The organism is Butyricimonas sp. BSD2780061689_150309_C8, assembly GCF_015560935.1.
Taxonomy (GTDB): domain Bacteria; phylum Bacteroidota; class Bacteroidia; order Bacteroidales; family Marinifilaceae; genus Butyricimonas; species Butyricimonas paravirosa.
Genome location: NZ_JADMSV010000007.1, coordinates 58,249 through 71,304, shown reverse-complemented (window position 1 = coordinate 71,304; position 13,056 = coordinate 58,249). Strand labels below are relative to the sequence as shown.

Annotated in this window: 11 protein-coding genes; 9 read left to right on the top strand and 2 right to left on the bottom strand. The window is 44.6% G+C overall.

Annotated elements, in window-relative coordinates; translation table 11 throughout:
• The first annotated feature begins 32 nt into the window (after positions 1 to 32).
• The 4 genes from nudC to I2I33_RS08205 all read left to right on the top strand — a co-directional run bounded on the left by nudC (position 33) and on the right by I2I33_RS08205 (position 3,941).
• Positions 33 to 866: an NAD(+) diphosphatase gene (gene nudC, locus I2I33_RS08220; protein ID WP_087420549.1), complete on the top strand. Its 834-nt coding sequence runs from the start codon at positions 33 to 35 to the stop codon at positions 864 to 866.
• 26 nt (positions 867 to 892) lie between these two features.
• On the top strand, positions 893 to 1,744 hold the full coding sequence (locus I2I33_RS08215) for an urea transporter (RefSeq protein WP_087420550.1): 852 nt from the start codon (positions 893 to 895) through the stop codon (positions 1,742 to 1,744).
• Positions 1,745 to 2,027: 283 nt separating this feature from the next.
• Positions 2,028 to 2,804, top strand: a complete 777-nt coding sequence (locus I2I33_RS08210; protein WP_087420551.1) for a class I SAM-dependent methyltransferase — start codon at positions 2,028 to 2,030, stop codon at positions 2,802 to 2,804.
• Positions 2,805 to 3,353: 549 nt separating this feature from the next.
• Positions 3,354 to 3,941, top strand: coding sequence for a hypothetical protein (locus tag I2I33_RS08205; RefSeq protein WP_087420552.1), 588 nt, complete (start codon positions 3,354 to 3,356; stop codon positions 3,939 to 3,941).
• 6 nt (positions 3,942 to 3,947) lie between these two features.
• On the opposite strand, the gene I2I33_RS08200 is transcribed toward I2I33_RS08205, so the two are convergent.
• Entirely contained in the window at positions 3,948 to 4,556 is a 609-nt protein-coding gene (locus I2I33_RS08200) for a MarC family protein (RefSeq protein ID WP_087420553.1), read from the bottom strand.
• A gap of 128 nt (positions 4,557 to 4,684) precedes the next feature.
• Between I2I33_RS08200 and I2I33_RS08195 the strand changes: the two genes are divergently transcribed.
• The 5 genes from I2I33_RS08195 (at position 4,685) to I2I33_RS08175 (ending at position 12,485) form a co-directional block, all read left to right on the top strand.
• Positions 4,685 to 5,080: a hypothetical protein gene (locus I2I33_RS08195; RefSeq protein ID WP_087420554.1), complete on the top strand. Its 396-nt coding sequence runs from the start codon at positions 4,685 to 4,687 to the stop codon at positions 5,078 to 5,080.
• Positions 5,081 to 5,149: 69 nt separating this feature from the next.
• Positions 5,150 to 5,770: a DedA family protein gene (locus tag I2I33_RS08190; RefSeq protein ID WP_087420555.1), complete on the top strand. Its 621-nt coding sequence runs from the start codon at positions 5,150 to 5,152 to the stop codon at positions 5,768 to 5,770.
• Between the two features lie 15 nt (positions 5,771 to 5,785).
• A complete protein-coding gene (locus I2I33_RS08185) occupies positions 5,786 to 8,722 on the top strand; it encodes a calcium-translocating P-type ATPase, PMCA-type (protein ID WP_087420556.1) in 2,937 nt (978 codons plus the stop codon).
• A 20-nt stretch (positions 8,723 to 8,742) separates the two neighbouring features.
• Positions 8,743 to 11,010, top strand: coding sequence for a cation:proton antiporter (locus I2I33_RS08180; protein ID WP_162613743.1), 2,268 nt, complete (start codon positions 8,743 to 8,745; stop codon positions 11,008 to 11,010).
• A gap of 197 nt (positions 11,011 to 11,207) precedes the next feature.
• Positions 11,208 to 12,485 carry a hemolysin family protein gene (locus I2I33_RS08175; protein ID WP_087420558.1) on the top strand — a complete coding sequence of 426 codons (1,278 nt, stop codon included), beginning with the start codon at positions 11,208 to 11,210 and terminating at the stop codon, positions 12,483 to 12,485.
• Positions 12,486 to 12,644: 159 nt separating this feature from the next.
• Here the strand turns inward: I2I33_RS08175 and I2I33_RS08170 are convergent, their stop codons facing one another.
• Positions 12,645 to 13,031 carry a NifB/NifX family molybdenum-iron cluster-binding protein gene (locus I2I33_RS08170; RefSeq protein WP_087420559.1) on the bottom strand — a complete coding sequence of 129 codons (387 nt, stop codon included), beginning with the start codon at positions 13,029 to 13,031 and terminating at the stop codon, positions 12,645 to 12,647.
• Positions 13,032 to 13,056 lie beyond the last annotated feature (25 nt).

The following is a 13,056-nucleotide window of genomic DNA, read 5'->3' as shown; positions in this document are numbered from 1 at the left end:
ACGCCCGAATTCACAGGCAAAATAAATAAGGAATGATACAAGATATAGCGCCCCATATATTTTCAAATGCTTACGCCCCCAAACGTCCGGAGGCAACAAGCTATGCGCTTTATTTCGACGGGCATATGGTTCTGGCAAGTAAAGCTTCAGCACCCCTACGTTTTCCCCGCTTTGCAGAATTAAACGGGATCGAAGAAAGCGCTTACGAGAAAGCCATTTATTTATTCGCCATTGACAACGACTGTTTTTACCTGGTACATCAAGTCCCGGAAGGACAACCGGAATTCGAGCTAAAAGACATCGGGCTTTTCCGGACAAGCGGGCCGAGACACCTTGCATTTGCAGGTATCACAGCGTACAGCCTCTACAAATGGTACGACAACCATCAGTTCTGTAGTCATTGCGGAGCAAAACTCGTTCCCCATGAAAAAGAACGGATGTTACATTGCCTGACTTGTAATAACACGGAATACCCGAAAATTATGCCAGCCGTGATTATCGCCGTCACGAACGGGAATAAAATTCTGTTATCCAAATACGCCAACCGGGAATATACCCGCTACGCCTTACTCGCCGGATTTACCGAGATCGGGGAAAGCGTCGAGGAAACCGTGAAACGGGAAGTCATGGAGGAAGTTGGATTACACGTTAAAAACCTCAGATACTACAAAAGTCAACCGTGGTCTTTCTCCGACACGCTTTTAATGGGCTTTTTTGCCGAAGTGGAAGGAGACGACAGCATCACGCTCGACCGAGAGGAACTGGCCTTGGCCGAATGGTTCGAACGGGAAAACATTCCGGCTTCTGAATCTGACATTAGTCTTACCAGCGAAATGATCGAGTATTTTAGAAATCATCAAGAGTAGTTTTTATCACCTCAGTTAGTTGCACGATGAAAGAAGGACTATTTATCATAGCCCGAGGTATTGGGCAAGTGATGTTCCAGAATAACGCCTTGTCAGGACTTCTTATGTTAGCCGGGATTGCCTGCAATTCTTGGATACTGGCATTACTCGCTTTAGCAGGAAATATAGTTAGCACATTAACAGCCTGCCTGTGTAAATACTCACGGGAAGACATTCGGAACGGCCTCTACGGTTTTAATGGAACATTGGTTGGTATCGCCATCGGGGTGTTCATGGAAATAAACATTAGTTCCATGTTCTTATTACTATTCGGCTCTGCCCTTTCCACCTGGATCACCCGGTTATTCAATTGCCAGAAAACAGTTCCGGGTTTCACGGCACCATTTATCATTACGGTATGGATTCTATTATTGGGGAACCTTTACCTTTTCCCCACTCTCCTATTGCCTGCAACACCCCATGTTTCCGAGGCTGTAGCTCATCTGCCGAAAGCATTCTGCCTGAACATCGGGCAGGTCATGTTTCAAGGAGGAAATATTTTTGCCGGATTACTTTTTTTGATCGGTATCCTTGTCAATTCCCGGATACAAACAGTTTACACAGTTTGGGGAGCCCTTTTGCCTTTGCTGGTAGCCTTGCCGTTGACAACAGACTTTTCGACATTCAATGCCGGATTACTCGGATATAACGGAGTACTTTGCAGTATAGCCCTTGGAAACCGAACCTTCAAAAGTATGGTTTGGGCCCCCTTGTCCATACTCCTGTCAACAGGAATACAAATTATGGGAATATACGCAGGAATCACGACATTAACTGCCCCATTCGTGGTTGCCGTTTGGATCACGATGGGTTTGCAATACTTGTCCTCTAAAAAATAAATCAAATTAATAATCTGTTTATTTTCAAAAAAATAATCTATCTTTGTCCCGACAAACAAAATATCGCTTTTTGAAAACAACAAATTCTAAGAAGATAAATGCGTAACTAACAGCCCGAATTCTTTCAGGCTGGATTTCCCTACCCGGGTTTCTTACTCGGAAATTATTTCTATTGACTTTACTTTTGATTTTCAAGTACCTACTGGTACTCCAAAATTTTTATCCGAATCTTTATGTCTAAAGCATGGGATTCACCATATAATCACATATATTTATCACAATTATGGAACAGGAATTACAATTAGTAGCAGACTTCGACTTTGACATGATCGTAGACTTTTTTTCACGTCTAAACCGTCAAGGTCCCGGAAGTCAACAAGTCACCCGACAAGCCTTGAGCTTTATCGGGGAGTTATCGGATAACGCCAAAATTGCCGATATCGGTTGCGGCAGCGGTGGACAAACCATCACGCTTGCCGAGAACACGAAAGGACAGATCACGGCGATCGATTTATTCCCGAAGATGATCACTCTTTTAAAGGAACGTGCCATTCGTCATGGACTCAGCGACCGGATTTCCGGCATTGCAGTTTCCATGGAGAACCTACCTTTTGAACCCGGAGAACTAAATTTAATCTGGGCGGAAGGCTCCATTTATAACATCGGATTCGAAAGAGGCCTAAGGGAATGGAAACAATTCCTGAAACCGGGAGGAATGATCGCTGTCTCGGAAGTTTCTTGGCTCACGGATACCCGACCGGATGAAATTGAACAATTCTGGAATTTTAATTATGCCGAAATTGACACCATTTCCAATAAAATCAAGAAAATGGAAGAAGCCGGATACACCCCGGTAGCCCATTTCATTTTACCTGAATATTGTTGGTTGGACTGTTTTTACAAACCCATGCAAGAAAACATACCTCTCTTCTTGGAAAAATATAAAAACAGTACACCTGCCCAACAATTAGTACAACGGGAATTAGATGAAATCGACTATTACCGGAAATACAAAAGTTACTACGGTTACGTCTTTTATATCGGGATGAAAAATAAATAAAAAAGAAGATACAAGTAAAAGGGGCCGTTCAAAAAGTCCTGCTTGTATTTGCCAACTACCCCCTCCAGCTCCCCCTTACACAGGGGGAGAGCTGATTACCAAGCGGTTTCTCCCCTTGTGTAAGGGGGAGTTAGTGGGGGTAGTTGTTTAAAATTGACTTTTGGGACAGCTCCTTTTCTTTTTTCACGTGCATATTACCTCCGCTTGAATGATTCAATAAACCTTCAATAATGCTTAAAGGCACCTTAACTGTAAGTTTACATTTTTTTGGGAAAATTACCGGATTGTGAGTAACAAGTGTTCGACTTATATCGAAGACTTATCGAACACTTGTCGAAGACTTATCGAACACTTACAAAAGGTGTCGTTAATGAACCCCGAAGATCCCCAGCATCTTACATGCCTCCCGCCCCTTTCCCGGCAGGAAAAAGGGGAAAACACGGAAGTACATTGTTAATTTAAGCCAATTTTACGTTAAAAAATAAATTTATTCTTCTCACCCACTTTCCAAGAGTTTATTGTTATTTTCGCGTTCTCAATCACGAACACATGGAAACGATGTTACAACTTGCAGCTCGCAATACAGAACGAGCCAGACAGATAGTCCAAGCAACTGACATTATCAATATCTGGAAATCCATCGGGGCGGAAATCAATCTTGTTGGGTCATTAAAAATGGGATTGATGATGAAACACCGGGATATAGATTTCCACGTCTATACCCCGCGATTAACCCCGGCTATCAGTTTCCAAGCAATCACGCAACTGGCCGCAAACCCAGCGATCAAACGAATCGAATACAAAAACCTGATCGACACGGACGAACACTGCATTGAATGGCACGCGTGGTACGAGGATACCGATTGCGAATCGTGGCAAATCGACATGATTCACATCCTGAAAGGTTCCTACTATGACGGCTATTTCGAGCAAGTGGCCGAACGAATCTTAGCGGTATTGACACCCGAAATCCGAGAAACCATATTGAAACTAAAGTACGAGACTCCCGACGGCGAAGAAATCATGGGAATCGAGTACTATCAAGCCGTCATTCAAGACGGGATAAAAAATTATTCCGCTTTTCAAAACTGGCGGAAAGTACACCCCACAAACGGAATTATAGACTGGAAACCCTAATAAATTTTACACCGTCAACGACTTTATAAACAGCGTGATTCCGTCAAATATCATCTGTAACCCGATCGTGGCAACAATCAACCCGATAATCCGGATCAACGGGTTCATGAAATTGTATTTAATCAAGAAATTCCCGATTCGCCGGGCTTGTAACATACAAAACAGATTTACCACCAAAGCGATCAAGATGGCTATAATCGTGATCTCACGCCCGTATTGAACGGGAAACGTAACGGCTGCCGTAATGGTTGCCGGGCCCGCGATCATCGGAATGGCGATAGGTACCGTGGTCAGGTCGGCTAATTTGATATGCTCGTCCACTTTCAGGAAAAAACCTTTCAACAAACCGGATAGACCGTTATACATCAACACGGCCCCACAAGTGATTTGAAAAGAATACAACTCGACATGGAACACGTAACTGAAAGTAACTTCTCCCAAGAAAAGAAAAAAGATCAGAATCAACGCGGCTGTAATAGATGATTTAATGGATATATACCGCAATTCCTTAGGACTGAACCTTTCCTGCAACGAAGTAACAATTAAAACTTTCTGTACCGGGTTTACTAACGCCAAGAGAGCCACGATACAAGCTAATATCATTTTTACCGTCATGATCCGAATATTTCTGATTCCCCGCAAAGGTACGTAATAAAACGGATTTATTGACAAGAAAAAGCGTAAACGAGACTGGATATATATCCAAAAAATATATTACTTTTGAGCCTGTAAATAATTTTATAATGAAAAGGCTGTTTTTTGTATATATATCTATCTTTATTTTTTCTTTACTACTCATAGTCAATGGACTACAGACAGAGGGAAACGAGGACGAGATAGCATTGCCTACACAAACAGAACAACTATCCGAATCGGACGAGATTGCCCATCATTATGACACCCTCTCACGAGGTCTTCATTTAGGCTCCGATGAAGGAATTGCAACCTCTCACGGGCGACGTTTCGGACTCAACAAAACTCCTAAAACAAACGTGTATTCGCATCACAATATGCAGAGTGGAAAAAATATTCCGATAAAATTGTCTTTCGCTAAAAAAGAACGGCACTTTATCCAATATCTGACCACCCGACATAGTCAAGGTTTTTATATCTACTCGCTGAAAGTATTGCTGTTATGACAAAACCATAACGATAATTATAACAAGTGAGAGCAAATAAAAACATTAAAAAAAATTTAGAAACAACCTATGATCGATTGGCTTCAATCTATTCTCGATTGGTATATGCAGAACGTGAACTACTGGAGCGTTCTCGTGTGTATGACCATTGAGAGTTCCATCATTCCCTTTCCGGCGGAATTGATCGTGCCTCCTGCAGCCTGGAAAGCTGCAAACGGGGATCTCAATTTCCTGTTGGTAGTTATTTTCAGCACAATCGGATCGGTTCTAGGCGCCCTCTTCAACTACGTGTTAGCATACACGTTAGGGCGTAAATTCATTTATTCTTTCGCGGAATCACGCTGGGGAAAGATTTTGCGGATGTCAAAAGAAAAAGTAGAAAAATCCGAACAATATTTTTTGAAATACGGCAAAAGTTCCACGCTGATCGGAAGACTTACCCCGGGGGTAAGAAGCTTTATTTCCCTTCCGGCCGGATTGGTCAAAATGCCTTTAAACAGCTTTATATTTTACACGGCTGCCGGAAGTGGTATCTGGAACTTGATACTGGCTATCGTCGGCTATTTTTTATATTCCCGAAAAGAGTTACTGGAAAAGTATTTCACCGAGATTTCCATCGTCATGTTAATCGTTGGAATTGGCTTTTTCACGTATCTTATTATTCGGTCAACACGTAAAAAAAATAATTAAATCTTAAATTATAACATGGAATCACGTAAACACTACACAGGCCTCACGGATAAACAAGTGCTGGAAAGTCGTGAAAAACACGGGGCCAACGTGTTAACTCCCCCTAAAAGGGATTCTTTATGGCAGATTTTTATCGGGAACTTTGAAGATCCCGTCATTCGCATATTAATGGTCGCGGTATTTCTTTCGGGAGGTATCGCCATATCCATGTATTTCTCGGAAGGAATCATCGAGATCGCGGAAACCATCGGTATTGCCGTGGCCATATTACTTGCAACCGGGGTTGCCACCTGGTTTGTATGGGATGCAAACAAGAAATTCGACGTGCTGAATCAAGTGAATGACGACACGTTGATCAAAGTTATCCGTAACGGTAATGTACACGAAGTCCCTAAAAAGGACATTGTTGTAGATGACATCGTGCTATTGGAGCAAGGAGAAGAGATCCCCGCCGACGGGGTACTTCTAGAGGCTATCTCCTTACAGGTGAACGAGTCCAGTTTAACCGGAGAACCGATCGCCAATAAAACCGTGATCGAATCCGAGTTCAACCTGGAAGCCACCTATCCTTCCAATCACGTGATGAGAGGAACAACCGTTTCCGACGGTCACGGAATCATGCAGGTACTTGCCGTGGGAGACTCCACGGAATTTGGAAAAGTGGCAGAAAAATCTTCGGAAAAAAGCGAAGAACCTACCCCACTCGACAAACAGCTGGATTCGCTGGCAAAATTCATCGGGGTCGTAGGATTCTGCGGTGCCGCAGTCACGTTCACCATCCTATTCATTAAAGCCATCTTCTTTAATCCCGCATCCCCTACCCCGGAATTAGGACAACTCGGACTGATCGGGGCTTTGATTATCGCGGCGATCATCATGCTCGCTAAAGTATGGGTGCCTGTCATATACGATGTTCATGCCCTACGGGGAAAAGAAAAAGAACTCCCCAAGAGTATAGAGCAAGGAAGTTGGGTACGTTGGATTCTATACGGATTAGGAGCATTGGTTATCATGCTCGCCATCGGTTTGGCTTTCGGGGTTAAACCTTGGGACCCGCAAGCGTGGATCTCGCTAAGTCTGGGAAAGAAAATCCTGTCGGCATTCATGGCTTCCGTTACCCTGATCGTGGTGACTGTTCCGGAAGGTCTTCCGATGAGCGTCACTTTGAGTTTGGCCCTCAGTATGCGTAAAATGCTAAAATCCAATAACCTCGTTCGCAAAATGCACGCTTGCGAAACGATGGGTGCTACAACCGTTATTTGTACGGATAAAACGGGAACCCTGACCCAAAACCAGATGACCGTGTACAAAACAAACTTCTACGGTCTGAAAGATCAACAACTAACTGATAATGAAAACTCCCGACTGATAAAAGAGGGTATTGCCGTGAATACAACCGCGTTCCTTGACTTTTCCGATCCGGGCAAAGTGAAAACTCTAGGTAACCCGACCGAGGCTGCCTTGTTACTCTGGTTAAACGGACAACAGGCTAATTACCAAGAACTCCGGGAAAATGCCACGGTGATCGACCAATTAACCTTTTCCACGGAACGGAAATACATGGCCACGTTGGTTAACTCTCCCGTCATGGGGAAAAAGATTTTATACGTGAAAGGGGCTCCCGAAATCATCTTCGCTCAATGTAAGAATGCGTTAATCGACGGGGAAGGGCAACCGATCGCCAATTACAAAACGACCGTGGAGAACCAATTGCAGGAATACCAAAATCAAGCCATGCGGACACTGGGTTTTGCTTACCAAGTCATCGAGGACAATGAATCGCATTTTAAAGACGGACGTTTATACAACGTGGAATTAACATTCCTCGGGATCGTGGCTATTTCAGACCCGATCCGTCCGGACGTGCCGGACGCGGTAAAACGCTGTTTTGATGCCGGAATACAAGTGAAAATGGTGACCGGAGATACACCGGGTACGGCAAAAGAGATCGGAAGACAAATCGGTCTGTGGACGGAAAAAGATACCGATCGGAACGTGATCACGGGAGTTGAATTCGCACAATTAACCGATAAAGAAGCCTTGGATCGGGTACTGGATTTAAAAATCATGTCCCGTGCCCGCCCGATGGACAAACAACGCCTCGTTCAATTGCTACAACAGAAACAAGCCATCGTGGCCGTTACCGGAGACGGAACGAACGACGCCCCCGCCTTGAATCATGCACACGTGGGTCTATCTATGGGTAGCGGAACCTCCGTGGCTAAAGAGGCCAGTGACATTACCTTGCTAGATGACTCGTTCAGTAGCATCACCTCTGCCGTGATGTGGGGACGATCTGTGTATCAGAATATTCAACGGTTTATTCTGTTCCAGCTTACCATCAACGTGGCAGCCTTGATTATTGTATTACTAGGCTCTTTGTTCGGTTCGGAACTCCCCATCACGGTGACACAGATGTTGTGGGTAAACCTCATCATGGACACGTTTGCCGCCGGGGCTTTAGCCTCGCTCCCGCCTAGCCCGGAAGTGATGAAACGGAAGCCGAGAAACTCGAATGCCTTTATCATCGTCCCGCAAATGCAGCGACTGATATTAGCCACCGGAATCACGTTCGTGGTTATCCTACTCGGCTTGTTATATGTACTCTCCAACTATGCCGGAGGTATTGAGGCCGGAACACCGGAAGGACTTCGTAACCTGACGATCTTCTTCACGGTATTCGTGATGTTACAGTTCTGGAATATGTTCAACGCGAAGACCTTCGGAACAAATGATTCCGCCTTTAAGGATATATTCAAAAGCGAAGGTTTCCTTACCGTGGGAATGGCCATTATCGTGGGACAGGTACTCGTGGTCAACTTCGGTGGTTCCGTTTTCAGAACCATCCCGTTGACGTGGACCGAATGGATCTGGATCACGCTTGCCACGTCCCTCGTACTTTGGGTGGGAGAAATATTCAGGGCGTTCAAACGAATGAAAAACAGAAAGTAGTGTAAAAATCATCGGGGATCATGAAAAGGAACAGCACAAACTACTGGATATATCTCGGCATGATGACCGTCTTCTGTGCTTTGATTTATTTTGCACTTTGCACGGGTCAACATATCGATCATTCAGAAGTCAGTAGTACGGTAAGCACAGAAATGAGTTCATTTGAACTATTCAAACGAATCATTTCCGACAACTTGACAAACTCACTAACGATTTTGTTGTTACAAATCATCGTGATTTTGATCACCGTCCGTATATTCTCGTTCCTTTTCAAATACATCGGGCAACCCGGTGTTATGGGTGAAATCGTGGCCGGGATCGTCTTGGGACCTTCGTTGCTGGGATATTTCTTTCCGGAATTCTCTGCCGCACTATTCCCTCCCGAATCACTGATGAACTTGAACCTGTTAAGCCAAATCGGGTTAGTTCTGTTTATGTTTGTCATCGGGCTGGAATTAGATTTCAGTGTCATAAAAGACAAACTAAACGAAACACTGGTCATCAGTCATGCCGGAATCGTGGTTCCTTTTTTTCTAGGAGTGGTAGCTGCCATCTGGGTATACGCGGACTACGGGGCACAGCAAGCGGAATTTTTACCTTTTGCCATGTTCATCGGGATAAGCATGAGTATCACGGCCTTCCCCGTGTTGGCCCGGATCGTGCAGGAACGTAATATGACAAAAAGCCCTGTCGGGATGTTATCCATAGCCTCGGCAGCCAATGATGACGTCACCGCATGGTGTTTACTGGCCATCGTGATTGCCTTAGCTAAAGCGGGTAGTTTCGTCAGCGCCCTCTACACCATTGCCTTAACGCTCGTCTATATCGCCTTCATGTTTATGGTCATGCGCCCGTTTCTGCGTAAAATCGGGGATATTTATGCCAACTCGGAAGTCATCAACAAGACCTTCGTGGGATTCATATTCCTCTTTCTCGTACTTTCGTCGGTAGCGACAGAAATCATCGGTATTCATGCCCTTTTCGGGGCATTTATCGCCGGGGTGGTCATGCCCACGAACATCGGGTTCCGTAAAGTCATGATGGAAAAGGTGGAAGACATTTCTTTAGTATTCTTCCTTCCCCTATTCTTTGCCTTTTCGGGATTACACACGGAAATCGGTTTGATTAACACACCGGAGCTATGGGGCGTGTGCTTACTGTTCATCGTGGTAGCCATTGCCGGGAAGTTTGGGGGGTGTACGCTGGCTGCACGGGCTGTGGGTGAAAACTGGAAAGATAGTCTTATCGTCGGTACACTGATGAACACACGGGGACTTATGCAACTCGTGGCCCTGAACATCGGGTTCGAGATGGGAATCCTTTCTGCCCAAATGTTCGTGGTGTTATTGATCATGTCTTTATTGACCACGTTCATGGCAACCCCCATGTTGTCGCTCGTGGAAAAGATATTTGCCAAACAAGAGGAAAAAGCCCATCACCACGAGAAAGTGTTGCTCTCCTTTGGTCGTCCCGAAACCGGTAGAACCTTACTGGGTATGGCCGATCTTTTACTGGGGCATCGCCTGCAAAACAGTCAACTTATAGCCACCCATTTCACGCTGGGAACAGACTTAAATCCTGCCAAAGCGGAAGAGTTTGCAGAAGAGAGCTTTATCCCCCTTCGGGAAGAGGCTCGACATCTGAATTTACAGGTAGACGAACGTTATCAGGTAACCGACAAACTCATTCAGGAAATGATTCACGTGGCCAAGAAAGAACACGTGGACTACCTGTTCGTCGGAGCAGGACAGCAATTCATGCAAGACAATAGCACGGCCCCCGGAAAACTGGGTAAAAGATTCACCACGATCGCCCGCTGGCTGAAACAATTAAAAGATCGCCCGTTACATTTACCGGGAACACTACTCCGGCAAAAACTGGAATCTATCATGGACCACGTGGATTGTTCCGTGGGAATCTTCGTGAACAGAGGTTTCACGCAGGCTTCCAATATCTTACTTCTCGTTGATAGTGAAGACGACTTATTCCTCTTCAACTACGCCAGAACCCGGTTGGGCGAACAAAGCATGACCATCCGGATTTGCTTTATCAACGGACAGGTGGATAAACAACTAGAATCCAGAATCATGAATGATTTCGTTCAAATTGATCCACACAAATTTGTACTGGACAAACCATTAACCATGAACACTTTTATTGAAAGTAAAGAAACCTTACTAGTGATGAGTTATACCACTTGCGAAAAGTTGTCAAAAGATCAGGAACTTTTTGCAAAGTTACCCTCACTACTAATCATAAGGCCAAAACAAATAGAATTTAAAGTTTAAAATTTAGAATGGAAAAAACAACTACCCCCTCTGACTCCCCCTTACACAGGGGGAGAAACGGACGCAAGAATCGTCACGATGCAACAATGCAGCGCATCCTCCCCCTGTGCAAGGGGGAGTTAGAGGGGGTAGTCAAAGCGTAGGCTTTAGGCGGCTGGAATCTAAAATCTAAAATCACCAAATCAAAAAATTAATATATGGAATTTCTAATCATCATAGGACTTATCATTTTAAACGGGGTACTCGCCATGTCTGAAATAGCGATGGTCTCTGCCCGTAAATCCCGTCTTGAAACAGAAGCCAAAAGCGGGAACAAATCCGCACAAAGAGCATTAAAATTAGCGAATCAACCGGATCGATTCCTCTCGACCATACAGATCGGAATCACGTTAATCGGTATCCTTACCGGTCTTTATTCCGGGCAAGCCCTCGCTGGGGACTTGGCCGTATGGGTGGAAAAAATAGAGGTGTTGCAACCTCACGCGTTACTAATATCCAAAACGCTCATCGTGATCGTCGTGACTTATCTCACGCTGATTTTCGGAGAACTCGTGCCCAAACGCATAGGAATGGTTGCCGCGGAAAGAATGGCAAAGTTAATTGCCGCCCCAATGGATATTCTTTCCCGTATAGCCTCACCTTTCGTGTGGTTACTCTCTGCCAGCACGTCATTCATGATGAGACTATTGGGATTGAACAAATCGGGAGAGAACAAAATCACGGAAGAGGAAATTAAAGCAATCATCCAAGAAAGTACCGCTGAAGGCGAGATTCAAGAAGTGGAGCAAGACATCGTGGAACGGGTGTTTAATCTCGGTGACCGGGATCTCGGCTCTATCATGACACACCGGAGTGATCTCATCTGGCTGAACATACAAGACAGTAACGAGACTCTACGAGAAACGGTAAACGCACATCTTCACACGATTTACCCGGTAGCTGACACGAAATTGGATAATATCGTCGGAATTGTTTTTCTAAAAGACCTTTTCGGAAGAATGGATGCTCCGGATTTTAACTTGAAATCTATCGTCCGTCCTCCCCAATATTTTCCTCAGAATCAAAGCGTGTACAACGCTATGGAGCACTTAAAACAAGGACATATAAAATATGGGCTGGTCACGGATGAATTCGGAAGTATCGAAGGAATTGTTACCTTACAAGATATTCTGAAAGCCTTGATCGGAGACTTGCCGGAACTTGGGGAAGAACCGGATATCGTGCAACGGGAAGATGGTACTTATCTCGTGGACGGACAATGCCCTTTCTATGACTTCTTGGCTCATTTCGACATGGAAAGTTTGTATGCAAATCACTATTATAACACCTTAAGTGGACTGATATTAAAGATTTTGGAACATATACCACAGACCGGAGAGAAACTGACCTGGTATAACTTCGAGTTTGAAATCGTGGATATGGATGCCGCTCGAATCGACAAAGTTCTTGTTAAAATAAACAAAGAAACTGACTAAAGTACTATTTGTTGTTAAACAAACTCCTCCGGCCTTCGGCCACCTCCTCTATAAACAGAGGAGGAGCTGGTGACTCCTCCCGAAGACAGGGAGTATTTCAGCTCTCCCTCTGTTTATAGAGGGAGTACCCCGAAGGGGGGAGGGAGTTAAAACGACTTCTTAGTCAACCTCTTTATGATGACTACATTGGTGTTCACCACCCTCATGATGATGGTGGCAACCGATGCCGGAATCTAGGATAAACCCTTTCAAATAACCTTCCGCTATTTTCCGGACATCCCCTTTACAACCACGGAAAACCTTAATTCCTTGGTCACTTAATACCTTTAAAGCCCCGTCACCCATGCTGCCGGCAAGCATCACGGTAACCCCTTTTTCTTTCAACACAGAAGCTATGTTCGATTTACAACCGCATCCTTGTGGAGAAGGGAGTATTTCAGTATCCGTGATATTTTTATCGTCATCTACCGTGAACAGCGTGTAATACGCGCAATGTCCAAAGTGATCATCAACAACGTTTTCTCTTGTTGGTACTGCAATTTTCATGATTCAATTCCTTTCTTTTATATAA